The 24,690-nt window shown below is 54.6% G+C and carries 24 protein-coding genes and 1 tRNA gene; 9 read left to right on the top strand and 16 right to left on the bottom strand.

Annotation, left to right across the window (positions count from 1 at the left end; genetic code table 11):
* Nucleotides 1-4 precede the first annotated feature (4 nt).
* The gene (locus tag MWC30_RS04690; RefSeq protein ID WP_244082997.1) at nucleotides 5-1,153 is read right to left on the bottom strand and encodes an MFS transporter; all 1,149 of its coding nucleotides are present in this window, start codon (nucleotides 1,151-1,153) and stop codon (nucleotides 5-7) included.
* Nucleotides 1,154-1,481: 328 nt separating this feature from the next.
* Here MWC30_RS04690 and MWC30_RS04685 point away from each other — a divergent pair, with 328 nt between their 5' ends.
* Both MWC30_RS04685 and MWC30_RS04680 read left to right on the top strand, forming a co-directional pair.
* Entirely contained in the window at nucleotides 1,482-4,064 is a 2,583-nt protein-coding gene (locus MWC30_RS04685) for a PAS domain S-box protein (RefSeq protein ID WP_244082996.1), read from the top strand.
* Nucleotides 4,061-4,735 carry a response regulator transcription factor gene (locus MWC30_RS04680; protein WP_244082995.1) on the top strand — a complete coding sequence of 225 codons (675 nt, stop codon included), beginning with the start codon at nucleotides 4,061-4,063 and terminating at the stop codon, nucleotides 4,733-4,735. Before MWC30_RS04685 ends, MWC30_RS04680 begins: the two co-directional genes overlap by 4 nt.
* Before the next feature lie 456 nt (nucleotides 4,736-5,191).
* On the opposite strand, the gene MWC30_RS04675 is transcribed toward MWC30_RS04680, so the two are convergent.
* Complete coding sequence (locus MWC30_RS04675) at nucleotides 5,192-5,755, bottom strand: class I SAM-dependent methyltransferase (protein ID WP_244082994.1); 564 nt, start codon at nucleotides 5,753-5,755, stop codon at nucleotides 5,192-5,194.
* Nucleotides 5,756-6,446: 691 nt separating this feature from the next.
* On the opposite strand from MWC30_RS04675, the gene recJ reads away from it, so the two are divergent.
* The gene (gene recJ, locus MWC30_RS04670) at nucleotides 6,447-8,120 is read left to right on the top strand and encodes a single-stranded-DNA-specific exonuclease RecJ (RefSeq protein ID WP_244082993.1); all 1,674 of its coding nucleotides are present in this window, start codon (nucleotides 6,447-6,449) and stop codon (nucleotides 8,118-8,120) included.
* Between the two features lie 30 nt (nucleotides 8,121-8,150).
* Here the strand turns inward: recJ and MWC30_RS04665 are convergent, their stop codons facing one another.
* The gene (locus MWC30_RS04665; RefSeq protein ID WP_244082992.1) at nucleotides 8,151-8,621 is read right to left on the bottom strand and encodes a CBS domain-containing protein; all 471 of its coding nucleotides are present in this window, start codon (nucleotides 8,619-8,621) and stop codon (nucleotides 8,151-8,153) included.
* Between the two features lie 179 nt (nucleotides 8,622-8,800).
* Nucleotides 8,801-10,369, bottom strand: coding sequence for a murein biosynthesis integral membrane protein MurJ (murJ, locus tag MWC30_RS04660; RefSeq protein WP_244082991.1), 1,569 nt, complete (start codon nucleotides 10,367-10,369; stop codon nucleotides 8,801-8,803).
* 176 nt (nucleotides 10,370-10,545) lie between these two features.
* Between murJ and MWC30_RS04655 the strand changes: the two genes are divergently transcribed.
* Together MWC30_RS04655 and MWC30_RS04650 are read left to right on the top strand one after the other, a co-directional pair.
* Nucleotides 10,546-10,622, top strand: a tRNA-Arg gene (locus MWC30_RS04655).
* A gap of 245 nt (nucleotides 10,623-10,867) precedes the next feature.
* Entirely contained in the window at nucleotides 10,868-11,338 is a 471-nt protein-coding gene (locus tag MWC30_RS04650) for a transposase (protein WP_256461220.1), read from the top strand.
* A gap of 232 nt (nucleotides 11,339-11,570) precedes the next feature.
* Here the strand turns inward: MWC30_RS04650 and MWC30_RS04645 are convergent, their stop codons facing one another.
* The 11 genes from MWC30_RS04645 to MWC30_RS04595 all read right to left on the bottom strand — a co-directional run bounded on the left by MWC30_RS04645 (nucleotide 11,571) and on the right by MWC30_RS04595 (nucleotide 20,559).
* Nucleotides 11,571-11,822, bottom strand: a complete 252-nt coding sequence (locus tag MWC30_RS04645; protein WP_244082989.1) for a hypothetical protein — start codon at nucleotides 11,820-11,822, stop codon at nucleotides 11,571-11,573.
* Nucleotides 11,823-11,856: 34 nt separating this feature from the next.
* Entirely contained in the window at nucleotides 11,857-12,123 is a 267-nt protein-coding gene (locus MWC30_RS04640) for a type II toxin-antitoxin system RelE/ParE family toxin (protein WP_244082988.1), read from the bottom strand.
* Nucleotides 12,107-12,319, bottom strand: coding sequence for a ribbon-helix-helix protein, CopG family (locus MWC30_RS04635; protein ID WP_244082987.1), 213 nt, complete (start codon nucleotides 12,317-12,319; stop codon nucleotides 12,107-12,109). The genes MWC30_RS04640 and MWC30_RS04635 overlap by 17 nt, the downstream gene beginning before the upstream one ends.
* A 12-nt stretch (nucleotides 12,320-12,331) precedes the next feature.
* Nucleotides 12,332-13,516, bottom strand: coding sequence for a site-specific integrase (locus MWC30_RS04630; protein ID WP_244082986.1), 1,185 nt, complete (start codon nucleotides 13,514-13,516; stop codon nucleotides 12,332-12,334).
* 584 nt (nucleotides 13,517-14,100) lie between these two features.
* Nucleotides 14,101-14,559 (bottom strand): hypothetical protein, encoded by a 459-nt coding sequence (locus MWC30_RS04625; RefSeq protein WP_244082985.1) that lies wholly within the window; start codon nucleotides 14,557-14,559, stop codon nucleotides 14,101-14,103.
* 239 nt (nucleotides 14,560-14,798) lie between these two features.
* On the bottom strand, nucleotides 14,799-15,029 hold the full coding sequence (locus MWC30_RS04620) for a helix-turn-helix domain-containing protein (protein ID WP_244082984.1): 231 nt from the start codon (nucleotides 15,027-15,029) through the stop codon (nucleotides 14,799-14,801).
* A 770-nt stretch (nucleotides 15,030-15,799) separates the two neighbouring features.
* A complete protein-coding gene (locus MWC30_RS04615; RefSeq protein WP_244082983.1) occupies nucleotides 15,800-16,027 on the bottom strand; it encodes a hypothetical protein in 228 nt (75 codons plus the stop codon).
* Nucleotides 16,028-16,216: 189 nt separating this feature from the next.
* Complete coding sequence (locus MWC30_RS04610; protein WP_244082982.1) at nucleotides 16,217-16,381, bottom strand: DUF2997 domain-containing protein; 165 nt, start codon at nucleotides 16,379-16,381, stop codon at nucleotides 16,217-16,219.
* Between the two features lie 11 nt (nucleotides 16,382-16,392).
* On the bottom strand, nucleotides 16,393-17,682 hold the full coding sequence (locus MWC30_RS04605) for an MFS transporter (protein WP_256461219.1): 1,290 nt from the start codon (nucleotides 17,680-17,682) through the stop codon (nucleotides 16,393-16,395).
* A gap of 132 nt (nucleotides 17,683-17,814) precedes the next feature.
* Nucleotides 17,815-19,071 carry an MgtC/SapB family protein gene (locus MWC30_RS04600; protein ID WP_244082981.1) on the bottom strand — a complete coding sequence of 419 codons (1,257 nt, stop codon included), beginning with the start codon at nucleotides 19,069-19,071 and terminating at the stop codon, nucleotides 17,815-17,817.
* 285 nt (nucleotides 19,072-19,356) lie between these two features.
* Nucleotides 19,357-20,559: an aminotransferase class I/II-fold pyridoxal phosphate-dependent enzyme gene (locus MWC30_RS04595; protein WP_244082980.1), complete on the bottom strand. Its 1,203-nt coding sequence runs from the start codon at nucleotides 20,557-20,559 to the stop codon at nucleotides 19,357-19,359.
* Between the two features lie 468 nt (nucleotides 20,560-21,027).
* Between MWC30_RS04595 and MWC30_RS04590 the strand changes: the two genes are divergently transcribed.
* The 3 genes from MWC30_RS04590 to MWC30_RS04580 all read left to right on the top strand — a co-directional run bounded on the left by MWC30_RS04590 (nucleotide 21,028) and on the right by MWC30_RS04580 (nucleotide 23,495).
* Nucleotides 21,028-21,837 (top strand): alpha/beta fold hydrolase, encoded by an 810-nt coding sequence (locus MWC30_RS04590; RefSeq protein WP_244082979.1) that lies wholly within the window; start codon nucleotides 21,028-21,030, stop codon nucleotides 21,835-21,837.
* 305 nt (nucleotides 21,838-22,142) lie between these two features.
* Entirely contained in the window at nucleotides 22,143-22,667 is a 525-nt protein-coding gene (locus MWC30_RS04585) for a gamma carbonic anhydrase family protein (protein ID WP_244082978.1), read from the top strand.
* A gap of 27 nt (nucleotides 22,668-22,694) precedes the next feature.
* On the top strand, nucleotides 22,695-23,495 hold the full coding sequence (locus MWC30_RS04580; RefSeq protein WP_244082977.1) for a crotonase/enoyl-CoA hydratase family protein: 801 nt from the start codon (nucleotides 22,695-22,697) through the stop codon (nucleotides 23,493-23,495).
* Between the two features lie 43 nt (nucleotides 23,496-23,538).
* Here the strand turns inward: MWC30_RS04580 and MWC30_RS04575 are convergent, their stop codons facing one another.
* Nucleotides 23,539-23,730 carry a hypothetical protein gene (locus MWC30_RS04575; protein WP_244082976.1) on the bottom strand — a complete coding sequence of 64 codons (192 nt, stop codon included), beginning with the start codon at nucleotides 23,728-23,730 and terminating at the stop codon, nucleotides 23,539-23,541.
* Between the two features lie 209 nt (nucleotides 23,731-23,939).
* Between MWC30_RS04575 and MWC30_RS04570 the strand changes: the two genes are divergently transcribed.
* A complete protein-coding gene (locus MWC30_RS04570) occupies nucleotides 23,940-24,623 on the top strand; it encodes a hypothetical protein (RefSeq protein ID WP_244082975.1) in 684 nt (227 codons plus the stop codon).
* Nucleotides 24,624-24,690 lie beyond the last annotated feature (67 nt).

The following is a 24,690-nucleotide window of genomic DNA, read 5'->3' as shown; positions in this document are numbered from 1 at the left end:
TCTATTATTCCCGTTGGCAGGGCAACCTGGAGGCCCATTGCCGGCGGGTCTCCACCCAGAAGATCACAAACGCCAGCACCAGGGCCATGCCGGCGGTCAGGAAAAGGCTGGGAAATCCAGCCCATCGCCCAATATAGCCCAGCGCGATGGAGCCCACGAACACCCCCGCATCGATGCTCCCAGTGAACACGCCCGTGATTTTGCCTTTCATGTGAGCCGGCTCCCCTCGAATGGCAAGAACGTTGAGAGAGGGATAGAGGAGGCCATGCCCGCAGCCTCCCAGGAACCCTGACAGGAGGAGCATGAGCTCTCCTCCCGGTAGGGTCAGCGACAGCAATCCTGCGCCCACCATGAGGAGGGCATGGGGAATGATCCGCTCCTCGCCCAGGTGATCCCCCATTTTGCCCCCGAAAAACCGCGTCAGAACCGCGGCGGATGAATAGGAGACATAAAACAACGAAATGAACACCAACCGTTTCTCTTGAGCGAAGGGCGCTATGAAATTGTTAGACGCCGCGATGCCGAAGCCAAACAACAGGGCCAGGATCCCCACGAAAAGAATCCGCTTCATTTTGAACACCATGAAAAAAGAGCCGGACGGGATTTTGGAAACATGTACATAGGTTTCAGAAAGGGGCAGATGAATGAGCAATCCGATGCAGGCGATTCCCGCGGCAAACCCGAACAGGATGGGAAAACCGTAATGCTTCAGAATCAGCTCGGCAATGACGGGTCCGACAGCCGACCCCACGAGCCCCGAGACCCCAAAAATACCGACCCCTTCATTGAGCCGCTTGGGGGGTACCAGGTCCGCCACAAAGGTGAAAGCGGACGTGATGCAAATGGCAAATCCCACCCCATGGACGATTCGGGCGACGAGGAGCGGATAATAAAAGTTGGCGAGATCTCCGCGAAAGAGCAGATAGAGGAGAGGACAGGCCGTCATACACGCCGCCCCGACGGTATAGCTCTTCTTCCGGCCGATGCGGTCGATCATTCCGGAAATGAAGGGACGGCAGAGGACGGACGCGAGAGCAAAGGCCCCCATGATGACCCCGATATCCGCTTCATTGCCACCCCGCTCGGTGATGAAAAGGGGGAAAAGGAAAAAAGTCCCGAAGCTGGACAGCATGCACAGATTGGCGACGGCCATGGCGAAAAATGCAGGAGTATAAAGTGCGGGCGTTGCGATGGGCTTCCTCTACTGTTAAAGATCCGGAAATTTTTGCCAGGCACACACATAACACAGGGATTTCCATTCGGACAAGGATCAGTTAACCAAAATAGGATTGCCATTTTTCTCTCGAACGGTAAAAATTTGTGCATTCGCCGCCTCCCCGGTTCCTTGAAAAGGGGAGCCCCTCCAACTGAGAGGCATGTGAAACGCTTCGGAAAATCTCGGCTCTGCAGGGGGGCGACAATGGCATCGCCCAGGTATTCCCGAATCACCCCACTTCATTCAAGAGCATGACGGTCGATCTATGCAAGATGAGCTCAAGACCAAAGCACAACTCATAAAGGAATTGAAGGACCTGCGGCTCAGGGTCTCGTTGGCCGAGTGTCCTCCAGGTGGAAAATCGGTTGCATCCCGCACCGGTGCCGAAAGCCCTGGCGAGGACGCAGAGGCGCTCCTTAGAGGTACGGTGGAATCCTGCGTGCAGGAATGCCGGGACCAAGAGGCCTCGGCAACTGCTCCCGCCCAGGCAAACTCCCTCATGCCGGCACAGACCGAATTCATCCGGCTGGCCCAGTTGCTCCTGGACACCCTGCCCCATCCCACCATGCTCATCGACAAGGATCGGCTTATACTGGCTGCCAATGAAACGGCGCGTAAGATGGGCGCCAGAGTCGGGGGCCTCTGCTGGCGGGAATTTTCCCACAGCCTTTATATTCCTGCAAACGATAGAAAGTACATGGAACAGCATGGAGGATCACCTCCCCCTGGCGGGTCGCGATGCGTTTTTTGCCGGGCGGAAGACGCCCTCACCGACAATACATCGAAAAATGTTCGCGAGATCAACACATTCGGGCGAACGTGGCACATATGGTGGGTCCCCATCGATGCAAACATGTTTCTCCACTATGGCATCGACATTTCAGATTTCAAGCGCTCTGAAGAAAAGCTCAAAGCCAGCGAGGCAAGATTCAGAGAGCTCTTCAACCGTATGCGCAATGGGGCCGCTGTATTCGATGTACTGCCTGGCGGATCAAACCTCGTGTTTCGCAACTTGAATCGCGCCGCTGAAAAGATTGCCGGGCTCCCCAGGGAGCTCATCCTGGGAAAAAGCCCCCTGGAGGTCTTTTCCAATATCAAGCCATTGGACGTCATGGAAATTCTCCTGCGAGTCTGGACGACTGGAAAACCCGAACATCTCCCCATCACCTTTCGAGATAGAAATCAACAAGATCGCTGGTTGGAAAGTTATACCTTCAGACTTCCATCAGGTCAGGTCGTCGCCATTTTCGACGACATCAGCGATCGCAAACGGGCCGAAGATGCCCTGCGCTACAGCGAAGCCCGGTATCGCGCCGTCGTGGAGGATCAGACAGAGCTCATCTCGCGCTTTTCCGCGGATGGAACGATCACTTTCGTGAACGAGGCTTACTGCCGCTATTTCCAGGAATCGCGGGAAGATCTGGTCGGCCACAAGTTCTGGTACCATTTGCCCAAATCGGATCACTCCAAGCTCAAAAAGCATATCGCCCGACTCACCCCGGAAAATCCTGTCGCTGGCATAGAGCATCGCATCGTAGGCCCGACGGGAGAAATCCACTGGGTGCGGTGGACCGATCGAGCCATCTTTGACGAACGGTCCAGGCCCGTGGAATATCAAGGTGTGGGTCTGGACATCACGGACGCCAAGCACGCCGAACTGCTTTCAAGATTACGCGCTGAGAGGATCGATCTCCTCAACAGGATCATCGGCTGGGGCAACAGAGCCCCTCATCTCAATGCGCTGCTGGAAAAATTTCTGGATTTCACTCTGCGCTTGATGCATTTCGAAGGGGGAGCCATCTGCCTTGCCCAGGATTCCGCAAGACCCCTTGAACTGCTTCATCAAAAAGGGCTCCCCGATGCATTTCAGGAAGAACTGCAGGAGCATCGATGCCAGGCGCAGCTGGAAGCGGTGCGCTTCAGACTGCAGCGACTTCTTTTCTGGGAGGATTGTTCGACCCAGTTCCCAGTCCTTTCGGAGCGCTGGGGGCTCAAATCCTGCGCCATCATCCCCCTCTTTTCCAACTCCCGCTACATCGGGACCCTCTACCTCTTCAGCAAGAAGAAACGGACGTTTACTCCCGAAGAAAAAAGAACGTTCCAGACCATAGGCCGGAAGATGGGAAGCGGCATCGCCAAAATGCAGGCAGAGGATGCCTTGAGGCAGTCTGAGAAAAAGCTTCGCAGCCTGTCCAATCAGCTTCTGACCGCTCAGGAAAGAGAACGCAGCCGGATTTCCAGAGAACTGCACGACGAACTGGGCCAAGCTCTCATGGTTCTGAAGCTGCAGCTGAAGCTGGTGGAAAAACAATTGCTCCAGGACCAGCAGAGCCTGAGAAGCGGCTGCAAGAGCAGCCTTCGATCTGTCGATGAAATCATTGAAAAAGTAAGGCGGCTCTCCCGCGATCTCAGCCCATCCATTCTGGAAGACCTGGGACTCTCGGCCGCCCTCCGCCGGTTGTTCGACGATTTCAGCAAGCGCCTCCATGTGCAATGCGTCCTGGAAATGGACCCCTTCAAGGAGTCCTTTTCCAAAGAAATGAACATCGCCATCTACCGTATTTTTCAGGAATCTCTAACGAATATCGCCAAGCATGCCCAGGCGAGCACCGTGTGGATCACCATCGAAGAGAAGGACGGTTTTTTCCTTAGCACCATCGAAGACAATGGACAGGGGTTCGATTTAGATAATCATTTGCAGAAACGGGCCACCGAGAGGGGCATGGGCCTTTCAGCCATGGACGAACGCGCGCGCATGCTGGGAGGATCGCTGGATATCTGGAGCAAAGTGGGCAAAGGCACCCGCATCATCCTCCGCATCCCCATAGAAGAGAAAGGAGTCGGATGATGGATCCCTATCTCATTGTCCTGGCCGACGACCATATGATGTTTCGACAGGGAGTGCGCCGCATCCTTGAAGAAATTTCCGCTTTCAGGGTGACGGGAGAAGTGAAGGATGGTCTCGAGCTCTTGAGGCTGCTGCAGGCGGCACCGCCGCATCTGGTCATCCTCGATATTTCCATGCCCAATCTGCGGGGGATCGAAGCGACACGGGAGATCAAGAGGAGCCATCCGGACATGAAGGTGCTCATCCTCACCATGCACAAGGACAAGGAATACCTTTATCATGCTCTGGGGGCAGGTGCCGATGGCTACATTTTGAAAGAAGATGCGGATGACGAGTTGGTAGCGGCCATTGAAAGCATTCGCAAGGGAAACGTCTACATCTCCTCATTGCTTTCGAGCCAGGTGTCTCAGTTGATCGTGCAATCCTCCCGGAGCACCTCGCCCACTGCGGAAGATTTGTCAAAAACCGAGCCCCTGAGCAACCGGGAACGGGAGGTGCTGAAGCTCATCGCCGAAGCGAAATCGAACAAGGAAATCGCCGATCTCCTGTGCATCAGCATTCGAACGGTGCAGCATCATCGGTCCAATATCATGAAGAAGTTGGACATTAAGAAGAGCACCGACCTGGTGAAATACGCCATTCGAAAGGGCTATGTATCCATCAGCCTGTGAGGGGAGCTTGAAAGCAGGCTTTCTGCCGTCAGTGAGGTAGGTATTTATACCTATCTAAATTTAGGTATCCTGATCCATTTTCTTTTCGCCGGAGTTCTGTAAACTGCAATCAGATTCCTTCCCCACCATTCCCTGAGAGCAGAGGGGCCGGCCTCCCGCCAAAGCAAATCCGGACCCCTCTATTTCCAATCTCAAGCCTCCCACAACCCGATTCAGTAAAGAACCGCCTGACCGCCCTGCCCGGTGTGCGCGATGGACCCATTTTTCAGGTAAGCCTGTGTGAATGATGCCCCGGGGCTTCATGATAATGCGCCGGCCTTGGGGGGTATGGCAGCGGACGGGAATCTGACCCGAAGGTCGCTCCTGGATTCCCGCCGCAGTTCAGCCAATGGGGCTGAAAGTGTTGCCGGTCAATGATTGCTCGCGATTCACTCAAATCAGAAGTGTCGTCAAGCCCTATTTGACAGCCTCGTAGAGGCGCAGAGGAGGGATATTCATAATTTCATATTTGGTATCGACCCTGGAGAAAACTCGGTCCAGGTGAATCTTCAGATGGTGGTCCATTTGAAAGCAGGTTTGATACACCAGGAATTTCCCCCCTTTTTTGAGGGCGCGGTGGGTATTGTAAAGAATTTTGTTTTTCAGATCTTCCTTGATCATGATGAAAGGAATTCCGGATATGATGTAATCCGCCTGGGATTCCTTGCAGGACCGCAGCGTTTCCAAAACATTTTCGGCACTGTCGTTTACGATAATGACCCGGGGGTCATGAATTTTTTCTTTCAGGATGCAGCCAAAATTTTTGTTCCGTTCAATCAGGATGAGGCGGGAATCGTCCCGCATTTTCTTCAAAAGGTAATGGGAAAAAACCCCGGTCCCTGGTCCGTACTCGACGATCAAGTTGGTGCAATCGAAATCGATCTTACTGCAGACCCGCTTCACTCCAATGTTGGAAGTGGGCGTGATGGAGGCGATATTTTTATCTTTAATGAAATTCTTTAGATACGTGATTGTGTCCATTTGAACTGCTCCCCAATAGTGAATGGCCCTTCTCAGGATTCAACGTCGTACTCACAGGAGTTTCCCGCAAATTTTCTGCACTTGCGCTACCCCACCAGTGCTTCGTTCCCATACCTCAGTACACTTCCACAGAATAGGATGTCCATTCCGCCCCTCGTCATGCCGGCAGTTTTTAAGCCGGCATCCAGTTTTTTCCTGTGGATTCCGGCTGAAGGACTGACGACTCGAGTGGTGGACACTCTAATGTATCGAGTCGTACTCAGCTGTGTAGCACAAAACGGCTCAGGGTGGAAAAGGCGACAGAAACCTGCCCGAGTCGTGAATAACTCCATGTTTAATATATATTTTCATCATTTGCACTCAAAATCTCCACCCGTCGTCATCCTTCATCGCCAAAGTCCAACAAACCTCCCGTCATTAGGCATCCGCCGACTGGTTCGGCGCAACCGATGGGATGGGTGCTCTATCATCTCCTGAGCAACTCAACGGCGGCTTTTATAGCAGATTTTCGCCGGTGTGGGTATCCAAGTTTTCATGGGACTCCCCTGCCCTGTCGATCACCATGAGACCCATGCCGTGTCTGGATGGATGGATGGTTCTGCGATGGAGAGCAGATCTGCCGGTGATTCATCGTCATACGAGTTGCCGCTGCCAGGGAATTTTGATAGAGAGTCTCCCCAAGGAGATTCCGATGATAGAGCCTCGATGGCGCATTTTAGACGAGACAAAACCGGCAGGAGTGCGGGACGTGCTGGAGGTGCTGCTCCGAAACCGAAATGTCGGAGACACGTTCCTCAATGGCACCCTCAAGGACCTCCAACCCTATCTCACGGTTTGCGGCATGAATGAGGGCGCCGAGCTCATGGCCGGCCACCTTTCCCGCGGGAGCAAAATCGTTCTGGTAGGAGATTATGACTGTGACGGCATCACATCCCTGGCCCAGATGTCACTCTTTCTCAACGACATTGGCTACAGCAACTATGACGTCGTTATCCCCAGGCGCTCGGAAGGCTATGGCATCCCAAAAGATATTGCAGGAACAGCCCCCGATGCCCGGCTCCTGGTGGCCATGGATTGCGGGACGCTGGATTCGGGTCCGGTATCCGAAATGCGCGCGAGGGGAGCCGATTGCATTGTCATCGACCATCATGAAGTTCCGTCTCGGGGAGTCGCACCGGCATCGGTTCTGATCAACCCCAAGCAGCCCTCCTGCCCTTCCCGTTTCAAGGAATTCTGCTCTGCGGGGCTGACGCTCCTCTTCTTGACAAGACTGCGCAAGGCCCTTCCGCCAAAATTCACCGCACCCTCTCTGGGTGGGAAGTATCTCGTCCTGGCTGCCATTGGAACGGTCGCGGACATGGTTCCCTTGGTGGAAGGCAACCGAATCCTCGCACGCAGCGGCCTGGCCAGCATCAACGCGAGGACTTACGCCCCCGTTCTGAAGCTTGCGGATCTTGCCGGGCTTTCCGGCAAAAAAAACCTTTCCGCAGGGCACCTGGGATTTTACATTGGGCCGAGAATCAACGCGGCCGGGCGCATGGCAGACGCTCGCACGGCTTTCGATCTGCTCGTTGAGGACGATCCGGACCAAATCCTGAGGCTGGCGCAGGAGTTGAACCGTCTCAACGCGGGCAGGCAGCAGGAGGAGGATGAGATCCTGTCCGAAATCCGCAGGCAACTGGCGGCAAAACCCGCGGAGGGGCGCACTTTGGTCGTGGGAGATCAAGACTGGTCGCCGGGGGTCATCGGCATCGTTGCATCACGGATTCAGCAGGAATTGCACTATGGACCCACGGTCGTGTTTTCAGTGGATGAAGAGGCGGGCCTAGCCCGGGGCTCAGCCAGGAGCGTCCCCGGCTATGATCTCTATGCCGCCCTTGCAGCGTGCGACCCCTATCTCTTGAAATGGGGCGGACACAAAATGGCTGCAGGCATGACCGTCGCCCTGGAACAGATGGATGCCTTCAAAGCCCGCTTTGAAGAAGTGGCGCAGGACCATTCCCCTGAAGTCTTTGTCCCCAGAGCCCGCGTGGATCTGGAGCTGGATCTGGACCTGGTCTCCACGGAGCTCCTGGACGTCCTGAATCAGCTGGAGCCCCACGGACTGGGGAATCCCACGCCCACCTTCGCCGCCCGCAGGATCCCGGTGACTCTCAAAAAGGCCTTCGGACGGGAGCAAAAGCACCTGCGATTAGTCGTGGACAATCGCATCGAGGGCATATTTTGGAGAGGAGCGCCCTCCTGCAGCGAGCGCATCTGGAAGGAGCAACCCCTCCTGGATGTGGTGTTTCAGGTGGAATGGGACGATTATTCGGGCAAACCCGTGCTCAACATCAAAGCCATGGGCGACTTGTTCCGCGAGTAGCACCCTATCGCGCCGCCACATTCCGGGGCATCAGGCGGTTTCACCGCGCGGAAGTCCCAGGATGGTGCGCAGGACATCCTCCTTCCCGATGACCCCCACCAGCTTCCCGCCATCCAGGACCGGAAGCGTGTGATATTTTTTCTCCACCATGAGCGTTGCAATCTCTGTCAGCTCCGTTTCCGGCGTGACGGTGACCGGGTCTGTGACCATGGCCTGTCCCACCGTCGTGGCTGTTATTTTGCGGATCTCCTGCTCGAAGTTTTTGGGCGCGCGAAGCGGGATCAAACCGTCCAGCAGGTTGAAAAGAGACGGCAGTGCGATCTTCTTCTGCTGCATCACCAGATCGCTTTGACAGATGAGCCCCACGAGACGACCGTCGCTGTCCAGGACGGGAAGTCCGTTGACTCGCTTGTCCAGCAGGATTTTGGTGGCCTGGGTGATTTCCGTGTCGGGCGATACGGTGATGAGATCCGTGGTCATGATGTCCTTGGCCTTGAGCATACGGCGACTCTCCTGATGATCGTTTTTGGTCTTCGTGGCCCTCATGATCCCACACGGGATAATCATAACCACGGGATTGGGCTCGACTGCAAACCAGATGGTTCTCTTTATTGCAAATACGCAGCAAAGGCAAGGGGACCGCACGCTAAAATCCGGGTCTGACCGGTGAGCCAGCCCCGTCACCGCATGAGCCGCCGCCCCAGAGGCCCTGCTTTCATGAGGAAGGGCCGGACAAGGACGGGCGTGAAATAGCTGGAAAGAAGGGCGAAGAGCAGGCCGAAACAGAGGCCGCTCGCAGTGATGATGCAAAAAGAGACCAGATAAGGCGAATACGCACTGCCCATGGGCTGCAGACGCACGAGGAGCAAAGCCGGCAAAGCAGCCACCAGGGAGAGTACGAGGACTTTGAGCTGCCCGACAGCCAATCCCGAAAAGGTATCACCGCCGAAGCGAGCCCTCCACCAGAGGGCCAGAACGCCCGTGTAAATTCCCATGGACAGGGCGCTGGCTACCGCCACACCGGTGGCGTCCATCCATTGGGTGAAATAGTAGAATAGAGGAAGAGAAACCAAGGTAGTGAGCGTCCCCAGGACGGCGGGGGTGATGGTGTCCTGACGCGCATAAAAGGCCCGCCCGATGATCTGCTGGATTCCCCAGCAGCAGACGGCGAGCAGGGAGATCTGGAGCAGTCCGGCGGTCTGCAGCGTATCCGCCTGGCTGAAGTGGCCCTGCTGAAAAATGAGCGTGATGGTCGGTTCCGCAATCACCATCATCCAGATGGAAAGAGGAATCAGCAGGGTCAGAACACTTTGGAGGGCGGTATTCAGGGTCTGGTGAAAGCGTGAATATTCCTCGCGGGCCACCAGTTCGGCCAGGAAGGGATAGGAAGCCACTCCGGCCGCCTGGGCCACCACGCCCACGGGAACGAGCATGATGCGCCGGGCATAATTGAGCCAGCTGATGGCTCCCGTGCCGGCCAATGACCCGAAAATCCTCACCAGCTGCTCATCTAGGACCACGATGGATTGCCCCAGCATGAGAGGAAGAGCCAGGAGCACAAATTTCCGGAACCCCTTGTGGCGCAGGGAAAAGAAGAGACGAAGTCCTTCTCCCCCCTTCAAGGCGATATATGGGAGGAGGAAGTTCCCCAGCACGGCACCGGCCAAGACGCCCCAGCAAAATCCCTCCATGCCCCTTTGTCGAAGAAGAATCCCGCCCAGGATGATGAGGAAATTGTAGACCAGAGGAGTCAGGGCCGGCACAAAAAACTGCTTTCTCAGGTAGAGAACCGCAGTAAAGCACGAGCCCAAAAGAAAGCAGACCTGGGCCGGCATGACAATGCGCAGGAAGAGCACCAGCCGAGGCAGAGAAGCTGCGTTCACACCGGGAGCCGCAATGCGCGCCAGGCAAGGCGCGATGAGCATGGCCAAAGCCGTCAGAGGTGTAATGACAAGGGCGATCCAGGTGAATACCGTGGAAAAAAAACGCCAGCCTTCTTCCTCGCTCTCCTCGAAATAGACGGCAAGGAGGGGAATGAGGGTTATGGAAAAATAGGCTCCAGCCAGCAGGTAATTGATGAAATCCGGAATGACAAAAGCCGCAAAATAGATGTCCGACTCACGGGTCGCCCCAAAGAGGAACGAAATGACTTTGTCGCGAATCAAGCCCATGAAACGGGAGAGCAGTACGCTCATCCCCATGATGAGCGCGGCCCACCCCATCTGTTGACGGCGGCTGAAGAAAGACATGAAGAAGTTCCTTGATCGTTGTTTCGTGAGTATCTTGCCGTTCCGATTCCATTCGAGCTCCCGATGCTGCATGCACCCTGAAGCCAGGAAGACTTATTCCCCAAAATCAGGAGCGGATCAAGTTTTTCTTCTTGCCACCCAAAGCAAACTTTGCTACATAGGGCCGATCAAATCATGCGCCTGTAGCTCAGCTGGATAGAGTGCCGGACTACGAATCCGTAGGTCACAGGTTCGAATCCTGTCAGGCGCGCCAGAAAAATCAAGGGGTTAGCTCATACAAGGGCTAACCCCTCTTTGCTTCTTCTCTTTTTTATCCCGCTCCTGTCCCGCTTTTTTCCCATACGATACGGAAAAGCCCCTACATCGATGGTCCATGAAGATTGAAACCCGGCGAATAAGAAAGCCCCCACGGGAGAAGAAACTTCGTTAAGTTAATCGATATCTTTCCCGAAGAGTGCCAGTACGTGATAGAGGTTCTGGCAAAGGTCTACCATCGTGATGCCTTGGCCAAGGAACGGAATCTTTCCTGTCGACGAGAGGCTCAAACTGCATCAGGAAAAGAGCGGTCCTTCGATGGATGAGCTCAAGGAATGGATGGAGGAGAAGCCCACGAACAAAGAAGTTGAACCGAACTCAAGACTTGGAGGAGCCATCACATACATGACCAGTAGGTGGGAGAAGTTCACTCTCTCCCTTAGAGTCCCAGGAGCCCCGTTAGACAACAACCTCGTGGAAAGAGCTCTGAAGATGGCCATCCGGCATCGACGCAACTCCCTTTTCTATAAGAACGAGAGAGGTGCATGGGTAGGGGATCTCTTCATGAGCCTCATACACACCTGCAATCTCATGAAAGTCAATGCCTTCGACTACCTTACCACTCTTTTTCGCAATGTAGAGGAGATTGCGAAGAATCCGAGCCACTGGATGCCCTGGAATTACAAAGAAAATCAACCGGAGCCTCATGCCTGAATCCGGATCCCTGGAAAGATACATTCTCACCACAATCACATCATTCGGCCATGCCGGCTTGGCATTGTCAACCAAGGCGACGTTTTGCCATATGACAAGCAAAACGATTCATTCTTCCGTGCCATCCGAATCTTAACGGTAGAAGAACCGATTCCAGCTTTCTCATGCCTGTCCACGGGAGATCCTTGAAGAAAAAACAACCGGTACCTTTGCCAATAGCAGATTTTTTCCACTATACTCTGCCTTGCCGGAAAGACACATCCAGCATCGCCCGTTTTTGTGTGAGTCTCGGCCTTGCGTCTACCGTGGCGAACATCACGAACGAATGGTAAGCATCGGTGATCCTCAACTTGAAATTGTCCTCGATGCTCGGCAATTGAAGAATCTCCGCCATGTGCTCCCATGCGTCATCATCAAATGGAAAGGGGTTGAAAGAACCACCCATCTTCCATACGAGGCAAGGTTTGACCTTATTGGCGGCCATGTAATGTTCATCCCCCACAAAAGAGAATTGGAAATCAACGGTAGACTTTGCGCCGGTGACCGATCCTCATCACAAGCACGGTTACGGATTCATCCCGGATATCACAGATGATTCTGTAATCGCCCACCCGGTATTTCCAAAGCCCGCCCAGGGTGCCCTTAAGGGAATCACCAATGGTGCGCGGGTCCTCAAGCAATGCCACGCGCTCATTCATAAAATCCTGAATTCGCCGTTGGTCTTTCCGGTCAATGGCACGCAAGTCTTTTTCGACGTGGGGGTTGTATTCAATCTTCCAGGCCAAGCCGCCGCTCCATTTCCTGCGCTGAAATGGATGGAAGGTTTTCCCTCAACCGTTCTTCCGCTAAGGCAAGGTCTTCCATTTCATCAAGGTATTCGGTCAAGGCTTCATTGATGTATTCCGCCTTTGGTCTCCCGGTCTTTTTGGAGAGGCGTTCAAACCTGGCGTCAATATCCTTGGACACTTCGATGGCAAACATGCTCATCCTCCATTAACTCCGCTCTGAAATAGCATCAGCAAGTTTATCAATGGCATTTCTCATGGTGCTTTGCCCAATGTGCGAATATCTCTCGGTCATTTGTATTGACCGGTGCCCCAACAGTTCTTTCACCACAAACAGATCCGTACCGTTCTCCATGTGCCAGGAGGCGTGCGTGTGCCTCAGGGTGTGAAACACAACCTTCTGTCGGTCGTCCGTGATACCTTCATTGAATTTGAGCGCCTGAAGCACACGGTCAAAGGTGTCACTCATGGCGCGGCGCCTTCCCCCGTTTCTGTCGGGAAAGAGAAGGTCGTCATTGCCCTTGCCTTCGAGATCGAGCAGCATTTCTCGCAGGGTGGCGGTCATGGGCACATGTCGTGAATACCCGTTCTTTGGGTCTCGAATCCATAAGGTATTTCTCTCCAGGTCGATGTCGCCGTAGGTCAACCCGGCAATCTCACCGAACCGCAAGCCGGCATGCAGGGACAGGAGGCAAATCCTCCAACTGTTAATGCTCCTGGCTTTGATTTCATCCAGGAGTGCGGCGGCTTCTTCATGGGTCAAATATCGCATGCGCCGGTTGTCCGCCGTGGGCTTCTTAACCTTCATGGTAGGGTTGGCCCCGTCAAAGATGTCTCTTCGAATGGCGAAGTTGAACACTTGGCGTACTACGGCAAGGCAGTAGTGGATAGAACGGGGAGACAGGCCGGCCTTGCTCATCGCATGTTTGATTTTCTCCAGGTGGAAAGCTGTCACCTCCTTGAGTGGTCTCTTGCCTATGACTGGCTCGATCCACAACCGGAAGAGACTCTCTTCCCGGTCGCAGGACTTCTTCCCGTCAAGGTTGCATTGCTCCAGATAGATTTTCCAAATCGCGGCAAACGGCGTGGATGCTTTTTCAGCCAAGGCCCTTTCACGTTCTTCCGCCTCCCGCTTCGCAGCTTCGGCTTCGCGTTTCTCCTGCAAGGAATGGTGTCCTTCTCCTGTCCGCCGGTTGTTCTTGAGGTTTGCAAGCTCCAGTGCCGCCTTTTCCGCCGTCCAGCCTTCGGAAGCCCATCCAAGGGCCTCTTCCCTGTCTTTCCCGTCGTGCTTGTACCGGATGGAAAAGTATCGATCCTTCTGGATGCCGTGCTTTCGGGTAGCATGCTCCCGGTATCTGACACCCGTGTATTTCGTCTTGACCCACACGCCCATTGGAACCTCCCTAGAGACAACAGCCATGCCAGACCCAATTTTTGAATATCCGTGGGTCACAGACCCCCAAATTTTGTCCCGCTCCTGTCCCGCTTTTTTCGATGAAACAGCGTTAAATCGTGTGAAGCGTACTCAAAATATAATACACGTAATCTATTTGAATGTAAAGGGATTTGTGATAAGGAGTGAAAATTAGTGAAGGTCAAAAATAGGGACTGAGAATCCGCAGGTCACAGGTTCGAATCCTGTCAGGCGCACCAGAAAAATCAAGGGGTTAGATCAAAAAGCTAGCCCCTTTTTCTTTTTTGGTTGCGGATAGGTAGCGGATAGTTGAGTTTGACACAAAGATAGATTCACAGCATGCGCGCGTGTATTCCTTAACGCCAATAGCACTCTAATATCCCCAGACCGGTGAACGCTGTCCGGAGCGATGGTGCCGCCACCGAAAACCATACATCTTGCTTTTGCTGCGCTGTTTTATGCCCCCCTGTGTCAGGGAGTTCACGTCGATGAAAATGTGAACCATCCCATCGCCATACCTGCTCCCTTCCTTCATTTCTTCCACTTTTCCTCGATCGTGCGTCTCAAAGTGGGCAAAACGATCTGGTCTTTTTCATGCCCACTTCTTCTTTGACGGTGATGATGGTTTCCAGGTTGAGCACGCGCAGTGGCATGGTCCCTACCCTCAGCTCCTCCGGGTGCGGTTGCGGAGCTTCAAAGTCATGATCTCGCCCGATGGTGCCGAGGATGTCCAGGGGACCGAGCCGCGTCATCAGAAGATGGTAGCCCGAGGATGCAAGATGTCCCGTGGTTGGTCTCAACTTCTGGTCACCTCGCCCCCGGTAACAGGCATCCAGGTCCTTCCGGGCGGACACGAGCAGTTTAAGGTTCTCCGAGGTACGCAAATGGACCAAGTCCAGGTCGAAAATCGTCACCGGAGCCCCGTGAAGGACTGCCGCCACCCCACCGACCACAACGAATTCGCCCCCTTGGTCCATGAGGCCCTGCAGGATCGCCGTAAAATCAGGAGTGAACGATGTCATCTTTCAACTTCGCAAGAGACCGGACCGCACCCTGCAGGACCTCCAGCCGTTCCGTGGGAGTGAGGGACAACATCCACCGGATGAGCGTGAGATCAACCCCATCTTCGCTGTAATCGGGATCGGCGACAGGGAGGGCCGGCTCGTGCGCTTGAAGCTCTGATCGGCATGATTATTCCTTGCGCTCCTCCATGATCATCCTTCTTAAAGGGTTCCCGATAACCTGTATACGGTCGAGGGTGTCAGTCCAGGGTCGTTTCCAGGCGCTGGCGCTCCTCCAGTTTGCTCAACTGATCGAGGTACTGCACTTCCAAATTGTTCCACAGGCATGCCCGCACCCCGGTGGCAAGCTCCAGCCGGTTGACCGTTTCGCAGGTGATGGGCTGCTCCCCTTTGAAAATTCCATGGAGCGACTGAACCGTCAAGCCGGTGCGATTGGCCAGTTCCCTCTGCCCCATCCCCAGAGATTCCATCACCTCCTGGAGTGTCTCACCGGGGGGAACGGCAAAGTCCGGCTCAAACTTAAGTACCTGAGCGTATATTTCTTAACATTTTGTCTTGCTGTCCGTTCGCCCTGAGCCTGTCGAAGGGCACAACCAGACATGCCCTTCGACAGGCTCAGGGCGAACGGTTCGTTTTGTTAGAAAACTTTTGCTTGGGTACTTATATTTTTTGATTGCCGTCAGCATGGCTGTCTTCCCCCCCGATGCATGTGTGTAATCTCAATGATCTCTATTTCCGTGTTCTGTCCCATCCGACACGACCTCACTCGCTTTGGATTTGCTTGAAAATGTTTTCCATGCTCTGCGCGGCGGCGCATTTCTGGTCCGGAATCAACTTTCGCCGTCTATCTTTTCGAGGAATTGCCGGGGAGTGAGGATAGGTATATTGAAACTGCGCACCTGAATCAAATGATCATCCCCGGAGATGATCCCGTCAGCCTTTCCTCTCTCAGAACACCAGAGAAACATGTTGTCCGATGGATCGGCTGCAACGAGAGGACTACCGGCAGGAGCTTCGATTACTTCAAACCAAGGGAGGATTTCTTCGTAAAGAAGGAATCAAATCTCTTTCCTGGAGAGTTGGAACTTGGGATAAGCAAGAACACGGAGCACCTACTCGATCATCTCTTGTGAACCAATGGGCTGGATGCGGCCGGTCTTCCAAAGCGGTATGAGACGCGCAGGTGTCCCACCAAACAGAAGTGCCGAAACGAAGACGTTGATGTCAATGACAACCCTGATTACCCTGATCTTGCCCATTGGATTGCTTCTGAAACACTCTCTTGGTTCAGACCCAACTGCCTCATTTTGTCACGGATCGGCTCCAGGTTTGTATCCAGAACGGCTACGGGCTTCATGATAATCGCACCGTCTTTCCATTCTACATCAATATATCGTGTGTCCGGAATCTGAGCGAGGATCTTTCGAGGCACGATAACCTGATTCCTGGAGCTCAGCTTAACCAGCATTTCCGTTCTCCTTGAAGTAAAGATTTCAAAATTTTTGAGAATTGTAGTCCTTACCGTTCTGAACGGTCAACTACGGGTTGAGTCAGCTTTGAAGGATATGGAAGATGAGCCTCTTGTCTATTCTGAAGCTGATTTGAAAGAGCGCATTTAAAATGAAGTGACCCGGCCATTTTCTCATTCTGCCCCAGCTCATGCGTTACGGCAGAGCGGCAGGTGCTTTATCACGCAGGTCTTGCCGCCTACCCGGCCGTGAGCGGCGGTCAGCTGCCGGGCGAGCTCCTTTGCCAAGAACTCTTCGAGAAAGCGGGATTCCTCCACGCAGGACTTGCCGGTAAATCCCCGCGTTTCTCTCATGCCCTTTCTTTTCAATCGTGCTTCGCCATGTCCGAAAAGGCCGGTCTGAGCTGCTCACAGAGTATTTGCAGCCTGCCGGCGAAAATCAGTGCACCGATGATACAGCAGGCGGCACCCGAAAGCAGGGTGTATTGGACTCCTATTCTGGTTGCAACGCTTCCGGCAATCAGGCTTCCGAGAGGCATGACACCCATGAGCGACATAGCATAGAGACTCATGATCCTGCCGCGTTTGTCCTCGTCGACGACGGTCTGGATGACGGTATTGCTGGATGCGATTTGAGTCATCATGCCAAAGCCGGCGGTAAAGAGGCAGATTACCGAAAGGCCGATGCTTCTGGAAAGAGCGAAAGAGGTAATTCCTAAGCCGCAGGCAATGGATGCCACTGGTATCACTCTGATCAGACCGTCCGCATTCTTTCGAGAGGCCAGGTACATCGTGGCCGCCAATGCCCCGATGCCTGCCGCGGACATGAGGAATCCAAATGTATGTGCTCCTCCATGCAGCACATCCTTCGTGAATGCAGGCAGAAGCACCAGGTAGGGAGCACCGGCGATGCTGAAGAGTGAAAGCAGGGCGAGGATGGCTATAATCGGTTTGAAATCATAGGCATACCGAATGCCCTGGTAAAACTCCTGCCATACAGCGCCTCCACGATTATGGCCTTGTTTCGGAGCCACCTTTATTGCCGCTAAGCCGGCCAGCACCGCCAGGAAGCTGATCCCGTTCAAAAGGAAGCATCCCCCTTCCCCCACGGTGGAAATCAGAATTCCGGCAACCGTAGGGCCAATGAAACGAGCACCGTTGAATATGGCTGAGTTGAGAGCGATCGCGTTGCTGAAGTCTTCTTTTCTCTCTACCATCTGCACGACAAAAGACTGACGGACAGGGATATCGAAAGCATTCACTATTCCGATGAAGAGGCTGAGTGCAATGATGTGCCAGGTCTGAACAGCACCCGCAAGCACGAGCCCGGCCAGAATGAGGGCCTGGAGCATGGAAAGGGACTGAGTCCAGATCAGGATCCGTTTGCGCTCCCACCTGTCGGCGACAACGCCGGCGAAAGGTCCCAGCAACAGCGTGGGTATCTGGTTTGAAAAGGCAACGACACCCAGCAGAATCGTCGATCCCGTAATGCGGTACACCAGCCAGCTCATGGCAGTCTGCTGCATCCAGGTGCCAATCAAGGAGATCCCTTGCCCCATGAAGAACAGTCGGTAGTTCCTTGAGCTGAGCGCCCGGAAAAGGAATCTGGCTCGGGAAGCCCTGGCTCTCTTGACTACAGGGTGATGATGTTCCATATAAAATCCTCTGTGGCCCTAACGGTCATGATCACTCCTCAGCGGGAAGCAGGCTATGCGGCCCCGCTTTCTATTCAGGTAAATGCCATCCAGGATGGTCATGCAATTCCCCCCTCCCCTGCACACGCACCCCTAAGGCAGTGTCATGAGAATCAGGGGAATGTGAAGCAAAGTCCAGACGGAGTAGCGTATCAGGGCTTCTTTGCGCGTTGGTTTGGCCAGCACCCCAAAATATATGCCTTTGAACAGGGTATTGCTCATGGTGGAAATGAGGATGGCCGACGCCACAAGACCTTCCGCAGGCGCCGAGCTCCGGATAAAGGAAAGCACATAGGGATCGATGTCGGTTACCCCCACCATCGCCGAAAGCACCAGGAGTCCCACGCTTCCGAAGGTCCAGGAGACCCATTTCGTCAAGACCGAAAGCAGGGTGAAGAGCAGGGCGAACAGCAGGGCCGGACGGATTTCAAAGGGGTTATGCGCAGGGGAAACGGAATCTTGCGATTCAGGCGAAGCCCCTCTTGAAAAACGAAACGAAAGCAGGATTCCGATGGCCGCCAGCAGGGCAAATTTCCAGGCGAGATACGAAAAGTATTCAGGATTGATGATCACAACGAAGGCGAGGATGCGCAGGTACATGACACTGCCGGCGAGAAGGGAGGCCTGGAGCGCATTACCACTCTGGGCCGGATCTTTCTGAGCGATCCTGCCCACGGCGACGCTCACGGCGGTGCTGGAGACGATGCCTCCCAGCATGCCCGAAAACCAGAGCCCCAGCTTGCTCCCGAAATTTTTGGAAAGAACGTAGCCGACAAACCCAACGGAAGAGACCATGATGACGATCTGCCAGGTATGTGCGGGATTCAGGTGAAAAGGAGTGTAATCCCGGTCGGGCAGCACGGGGAGAATGATCAGTGTCACGAGGAGAAATTTGATGACAGCGAGGAATTCTGCCTTGTCGAGCCGTTCGACGTAGCTCTCGAGCTCCGCTTTTTCGGAAAGAAGAATGAGATTTACGATGCCCACCGCCAGGGGCACCCAGATATCGGCCAGAAGCGAGAGGGCCCCCACGGCAAAGGTGAGGAGGGCTGCTATTTCACTGGTCCAACCCAGCCGTCCCGCCTGGATTTTCGCGAGATATTCCACGACGACCAGGGAGGTCACCCCCAGGAGGCCGGCAGGCAGAGCAAGCCGTGCATCCAGGCTGAAGAGCCAGGCACAGGCGAAACCGAAGAGACTGAGTATCGCGTAGGTGCGTACTCCTGCGCGAAACCGCTGCTTACGGCCCAGCTCGGCACGTTCACGTTCGATTCCCACCAGAAGGCCCAGAGTCAGGGCCACGCCGAAGCGCACGGGATGAGACCATTCCAGGTTTTCCAAAAACATCATCGTATCGACCTGTATGGATACGCCGGACGCAAACCGGCGTTCGCGCTACTCATTCGCTCGGACATTGTTTTTACCGGCATCCTTGAACAGTCGGTGTCCTGATAATCAGCCACCGCATTCAAATGATGGCTTTTATTCACTCCAGAGTCAAGGGAGCCACTCAATCCGGAAGAGCTTGCATCTCCTGGCGATACATGCGGTTTACAGGACGATCGAGAGCATCCTCCACCCCTCTGCGGTAAAGAATTTCCCTTCTACCGACCGATCCTCCATTAAGGATGGTTTTCAACTCGCACCCTGGAGGCGCACGCGCTTTATCGCCGCCTCAAACCCAGGCAGCGCCCGCTCGATCATTTCATCACTGGCCGTGATGGACATCCTGAAGTAGCCGGGAAGATCCATAAGGCTGCCCGGGATGCAAAAGATGTCATACTCGGTGAGAAGCTGGACAAATTCCTCATCGTCCGGGATGGGTGATCGCACCAGAAGGTAAAATGTCGCCTCGGGTGTTTGGGTTGCATAGCCCATCCTGAGCAGCTCGGAAACCAATCGATCGCGTTTTGCCTGGAGGTGGGTAATGTCCACGGAGATCTTCTCGAGGTCTCCGATGGCGTGCTGAAGCAGTGCGTTGGGAAATGACCACCCCTGAATCATCTGCAGGGCGGGGATCGTGCTCCGAAACTCCATGCGATGGGACATATCCGGATGGAGCGCAATGTAGCCGATTCTCTCGCCTGGGGCCAGGAGGGCCTTCCCGTACGTATAGACGATGAAAGAGTCGGGGTAGAAGCACACGGGGCTGAAATACGTCCGGCCGTCAAAAACAATCCGCCGGTATGCCTCATCGGAGATGAGGCGGATGTGCCGTCCGTATTGTTTGCTCCCATCAAGAAGGATGCAGGACAGAGCTTCCAGTGTTTGAGGGGAATAGATTCTACCGGTTGGATTATGCGGCGAATTGATGATGACGGCTTTGGTTTTTCCGTTGATTTTGGCTTCAATGGCTTTCAAATCGGGATCGAATGTGACCGGGTCGACTCTCACCCGCACAGGCGTACCGCCGGCATTCATGATCATTGTCTCGTACTGGAACCAGGGAGGGCTGAGGAAGATCACCTCATCTCCCGGGTCGACAGTTGCCGCCAGAACCACATGCAAAGCCGCCGTAGCGCCGTTGGTGAGAAATATATCCTCGGGCTCGAAAGGAAGACGGTGTGATGCTTCCAGGGAGGCAGCAACAATCCGTCTGGCCTCAGGCTCATTCCTCTTATACGCATACCAATACGCATCCTGCGGCGTGATCTTGCTCTGGAGCGCATCTACAAAGGATTTTAAAGGCATGTCGTGTGGATTGCCTATGGTGAAATCGCAGACTCCCGGCTTGCCAAACCGGGAAGCCCAGGTCGAATCCGTAAAGAAACGTAGAAGGGGTGCGAAGGCATCGACGAGGTATCGTGAACGCATGGAGAGCCCGGGATCTGCATCCATATCATCTCCTCCTGCGGCTGGCGAAGCCTGCCCTGAACAGCACAGATTCCTGCACAGCCGTTAAATTTCCTTCGTGCTTGACCCGCTCAAACACCTTGACGCTCAAACTCCTCAAAATACATGTCATCAAAGTAATCGCTGTGAGATACAATTCAATGGCGGTAACCAAGCAGGGCAATCGCACGAAACAGATGTTGACATGAGGCAAAAGGCAATCCATCGGCCCGGACAATGGGAGTGATGCATTTCATGCCCATGCTTCCACTGTAGTGTTGATGAGTAGCAACCTGGCTTTTGTAGGAGCGGCTTCCAGCCGCGACAAAAATAAGTCGCGGCTGGAAGCCGCTCCTACAAAGAAAACGAGTCGTCCAGATCTCAGGTCCGCGGAGGTGCCAGGATTTGATGCGATTGCCCTGGGTAACCAAGCGGCTGGGAGCTCAGGAAACGTTGCAGAAGAGGAGCAACATCGTGGATCATTCAACAGTCTACGGAGAGGGAATTCGGCTGGAGCGGGTTTCCCTGAAAACCGGGGTCGAGCTCCATTACGCCGAAAGAGGGATACGAGGCAGGCAGACCATGCTCTTTCTCCATGGCTATGCCGATTCATGGCATTCCTTCGAGAGGGTCTTTGCCGCTCTTCCGCGGAAGTACCCTGCCCTTGCACCCGATCTGCGAGGCCACGGCGATTCGGACAAACCTGCCCCTCCTTACACCCTGGAGGTATTCACAGAGGACCTGCTCCAATTCATGAATGCTCTTGAACTGGAGACTGTAGACCTCGTGGGGCATTCCATGGGAAGCCTGGTGGCCCAGTCTTTCGCCGCACGGCACCCGGAACGGGTGGGAAAGCTCGTTCTCATCAGTTCGGCTGCATCCATGCTGGACAACAGCGTCCTGAACCAGATCAAGCCCTCCATCGAAGCGCTCCGCGACCCGGTGGACCGGGGCTTTGTCTTGGAATTTCAAACTCCGTCCAACCCGGTTCCAGAAGCCTTCATGCAGGACCTCATCTCCGAGAGCCTGAAGGTACCCGCCCATGTCTGGAAGGGCGTCCTGGCAGGCCTGCTCCGCGTGGACAACCGATCGGCTCTCCCCTGCATCACCGCGCCAACACTCGTCCTCTGGGGAAATGAAGACAGCATTTTCACAAGGAAAGATCAGAACGATCTCCTGGAGCGAATAACTGACTCGAGGTTCATTGAATACACAGCCGGCCATGCCCCTCACTGGGAAAAACCCGACGAGGTGGCCGCGGACCTGATAAACTTTTTGGACTGATCCTCAAGTTCACAACACCGTCCCGCAGCCCTGAGTGCAACTCCATACATTAGAGTGTCCACCACTCGATTTGTCATTCCGGCAGTCCTTTAGCCGGAATCCATAGAAAAAACTGGGTGCCGGCTTAAAAACTGCCGGGATGACGAGGGGAGGAATGGACATCTTATTCGGTGGACGTGTACTGAGCCCATGAGCGAAATGGATTTAATAGGCATGACCGGAGTGGTCACAACGCAGGACGAAAAGGCACGTGGCAATGAGCCGTCATTCCTTCAGCGCAGACGTCCCTTGAGAAAGGATTTTTCATGCTTTACAAATTCGCCGGCAAACAGCCGGCAGTGGGAGAAGGCAGCTATGTGAGCGATCTCGCCAGAGTCATCGGCGATGTCGTCATTGGGAAGCACTGCTACATCGGACACGGGGCCATCCTGAGGGGGGACTATGGCAGAATCGAAATCGGGGACGGCACGGCCGTTGAAGAGGGCGTCATCGTTCATGCGCCTCCAGGTGAGTTGAACCGCATCGGCGACAGGGTGACCATCGGCCATGGCGCCGTAGTTCATGGGAAATCCATCGGCCATGGCGCCGTGGTCGGGATGGGCTCCATACTCAGCATCTGGTCTGAAACCGGAGAAGGCTCCATCGTCGCGGAAGGAAGCGTCGTCAAATTGAAACAGATCATCCCTTCAAAAGTCGTTGTCGCAGGCAATCCAGCGCAAATCGTCCGGCACATCACCCCCAAAGACGAAGAATTTTGGAAATGGGGAAAACAACTGTATATTGACCTTGCCAGGCAATACCTGGACGAGGACATGGAACCCGTCGCATAGCACCCCTTCACCGTCAGGAGTCACGACATGCCTTATCGGGATATCCACCTGGAACAAAAAGGGCCCATCGCCATTCTGACTCTCAACCGGCCCGACATTCGCAATGCCCTCACCGGCCGCCAAATGGTGGAAGAGATCGTGGATGCCTGCCGGGTTGTGGACAAAGACCCATCCGTTTCCGTCCTCATCCTGACAGGAGCGGGGCCTGCGTTCTCGGGCGGCGGCAATATCAAAGACATGGACAAGCAAGAAGGGATGTTCTCCGGAAGCCCGGCGCAGATACAGGATAACTACCGGCGGGGAATTCAGCAGGTCCCTCTCGCCCTGACCCAGATGGAGGTTCCCACCATTGCCGCCGTAAATGGTCCGGCCATCGGCGCCGGCTGCGATCTCGCATGCATGTGTGATCTGCGCATCGCCGACAGCAAAGCCCGCTTCGGTGAAATATTTGCCTCCCTGGGCCTCGTTCCCGGAGACGGCGGCGCCTTTTTCCTGCCCCGCATCGTGGGGTTTTCCAAGGCCTGCGAGCTTGCCTTCACCTGCCGCATCATAGATGCAGAGGAGGCGCTTCGCATCGGGTTGGTGAGCGAAGTAACCTCCCCCGAACGGCTGATGGATCGCTGCATGGAGATCGCTCAGGAAATGGCGCGACAGCCTTCTACCAGTCTCCGCATGACCAAACGACTTTTCCATGCCGCACGAGACAAAACTTTGCCGGAAGCCCTCGAGCTCTCCGCTGCCTTTCAGGCCATTTGCCATCATACGCCTGAGCACAAAAAGGCCGTGGCGGACCTCATGGCAAAACACGGGCGGCGCGTCAAGCCGTAGACACTCCCTCCGTTGGATTAGCGATCGCTGTCTCCTTCATGAGCTAATGATCCGGGTGGAAATAAGGTGGGTAATGACTGACCCGGTCACCATTGGGAGCGATTTCCACCGCAGGGGAGCTCACTGCGGGGCCCCTGACGGGATCCTGAGGCTTGATGGCACTGAATTGAACCTTGGTCACCGTAGCCATGACCAGGACCATGACACATGTTGCGAATATTTTTTTCATTTTCATGAGATTTTCTCCTTTATATCTTCGAGTGCTCCGTCAAAGTAGTCAATCCGGGCAAGATGACACCCCCTTACCCCCCTCAAGGGGGGAATCAGGGGAGGATACCCTGCGAAACACAGTTGACAGAGTACAGCTTACAAAAAAATAAGTTTTTGCGGGTTATTGTCAATCAAAGGATAATCTGTACTGTTTCTCTCAAAGGAGAGTGCATCATGGCCGATACAGTTCCACTGCAGAAAACGGATGCTGAGAACGCTGCTGAAAAGCCGCACCTGTTCCGTTTGAGCCTCACCGTCAGGGAGGACAGGTTCCCCTGTTTTTTCCAGCTCCTGCAGCGAGGCTTCCGCATCAAGGTTCGCAAAGGCATGAGCCTCAGAACGATCCTCTGTCAGCAGCCCGGCATCACTCCGGAATACCTGGAGGAAAGAATTCAAACCCTCTTCATCGACGGGAAAGCGGTGGATGACGTCTCCCATGCCGTTCCCGCCGAGGGCTCCATCGTGGCACTTTCGGCGGCCATGCCGGGACTGGTGGGCGCCACACTGCGTCGGGGCGGTTTTTACGCCGCCATGCGCTCACAGATCACTCACGAGTCCGAGGAAGAGCACCCCCGGGAAGAGGAAATCATGATCCGGATGAAGCTCTTCAATCTGCTCATCCGGGAACTGGGAAAAGGCTTTCTCCAAAAGGGTCTGTACGTGGAATGCGGGGTGATGGAGGACTTCCTGAAAGGACAAACGCCGGATTTCTGGGAAGGATGCCGAGCTGTGGACCTGGACGGCAGGGAGCTTTCGACCGGGGCGCTCCAGGGGATGAACTGGGTGTGCGACGGGGTGGAGGATTGCCTCGTTTTTCTCAGGGTCACCCCCCACAACAGTGAGGAATCTTCTCTCTGATCCTCATTATTACGGGGGTGGATCAACAACAAATTTTCAAGCATTTCCGGCATACTGGGGACCAATC

The sequence above is a fragment of the Desulforhabdus sp. TSK genome (assembly GCF_022836495.1).
Taxonomy (GTDB): Bacteria; Desulfobacterota; Syntrophobacteria; order Syntrophobacterales; family Syntrophobacteraceae; genus Desulforhabdus.
Note: the sequence above shows the minus strand (reverse complement) of the source record. Positions and strands in the feature narration are given on the sequence as shown.

What these genes read in the sequence shown, in the direction of transcription:
- MWC30_RS04680 (WP_244082995.1), top strand. Translation starts at nt 4,061, where the DNA reads ATGATGGATCCCTATCTCATTGTCCTGGCCGACGACCATATGATGTTT.
- MWC30_RS04675 (WP_244082994.1), bottom strand. Translation starts at nt 5,755, where the DNA reads ATGGACACAATCACGTATCTAAAGAATTTCATTAAAGATAAAAATATC.
- recJ (WP_244082993.1), top strand. Translation starts at nt 6,447, where the DNA reads ATGATAGAGCCTCGATGGCGCATTTTAGACGAGACAAAACCGGCAGGA.
- MWC30_RS04580 (WP_244082977.1), top strand. Translation starts at nt 22,695, where the DNA reads ATGCCTTATCGGGATATCCACCTGGAACAAAAAGGGCCCATCGCCATT.
- MWC30_RS04635 (WP_244082987.1), bottom strand. Translation starts at nt 12,319, where the DNA reads ATGTTTGCCATCGAAGTGTCCAAGGATATTGACGCCAGGTTTGAACGC.
- MWC30_RS04645 (WP_244082989.1), bottom strand. Translation starts at nt 11,822, where the DNA reads ATGGCCGCCAATAAGGTCAAACCTTGCCTCGTATGGAAGATGGGTGGT.
- MWC30_RS04615 (WP_244082983.1), bottom strand. Translation starts at nt 16,027, where the DNA reads ATGCTGGTTAAGCTGAGCTCCAGGAATCAGGTTATCGTGCCTCGAAAG.
- MWC30_RS04605 (WP_256461219.1), bottom strand. Translation starts at nt 17,682, where the DNA reads ATGGAACATCATCACCCTGTAGTCAAGAGAGCCAGGGCTTCCCGAGCC.
- MWC30_RS04585 (WP_244082978.1), top strand. Translation starts at nt 22,143, where the DNA reads ATGCTTTACAAATTCGCCGGCAAACAGCCGGCAGTGGGAGAAGGCAGC.
- MWC30_RS04665 (WP_244082992.1), bottom strand. Translation starts at nt 8,621, where the DNA reads ATGCTCAAGGCCAAGGACATCATGACCACGGATCTCATCACCGTATCG.
- MWC30_RS04685 (WP_244082996.1), top strand. Translation starts at nt 1,482, where the DNA reads ATGCAAGATGAGCTCAAGACCAAAGCACAACTCATAAAGGAATTGAAG.
- MWC30_RS04595 (WP_244082980.1), bottom strand. Translation starts at nt 20,559, where the DNA reads ATGGATGCAGATCCCGGGCTCTCCATGCGTTCACGATACCTCGTCGAT.
- MWC30_RS04620 (WP_244082984.1), bottom strand. Translation starts at nt 15,029, where the DNA reads ATGGAATCTCTGGGGATGGGGCAGAGGGAACTGGCCAATCGCACCGGC.
- MWC30_RS04625 (WP_244082985.1), bottom strand. Translation starts at nt 14,559, where the DNA reads ATGACATCGTTCACTCCTGATTTTACGGCGATCCTGCAGGGCCTCATG.
- MWC30_RS04570 (WP_244082975.1), top strand. Translation starts at nt 23,940, where the DNA reads ATGGCCGATACAGTTCCACTGCAGAAAACGGATGCTGAGAACGCTGCT.
- MWC30_RS04630 (WP_244082986.1), bottom strand. Translation starts at nt 13,516, where the DNA reads ATGGGCGTGTGGGTCAAGACGAAATACACGGGTGTCAGATACCGGGAG.
- MWC30_RS04610 (WP_244082982.1), bottom strand. Translation starts at nt 16,381, where the DNA reads ATGAGAGAAACGCGGGGATTTACCGGCAAGTCCTGCGTGGAGGAATCC.
- MWC30_RS04650 (WP_256461220.1), top strand. Translation starts at nt 10,868, where the DNA reads ATGCCTTGGCCAAGGAACGGAATCTTTCCTGTCGACGAGAGGCTCAAA.
- murJ (WP_244082991.1), bottom strand. Translation starts at nt 10,369, where the DNA reads ATGTCTTTCTTCAGCCGCCGTCAACAGATGGGGTGGGCCGCGCTCATC.
- MWC30_RS04575 (WP_244082976.1), bottom strand. Translation starts at nt 23,730, where the DNA reads ATGAAAATGAAAAAAATATTCGCAACATGTGTCATGGTCCTGGTCATG.
- MWC30_RS04600 (WP_244082981.1), bottom strand. Translation starts at nt 19,071, where the DNA reads ATGATGTTTTTGGAAAACCTGGAATGGTCTCATCCCGTGCGCTTCGGC.
- MWC30_RS04690 (WP_244082997.1), bottom strand. Translation starts at nt 1,153, where the DNA reads ATGGCCGTCGCCAATCTGTGCATGCTGTCCAGCTTCGGGACTTTTTTC.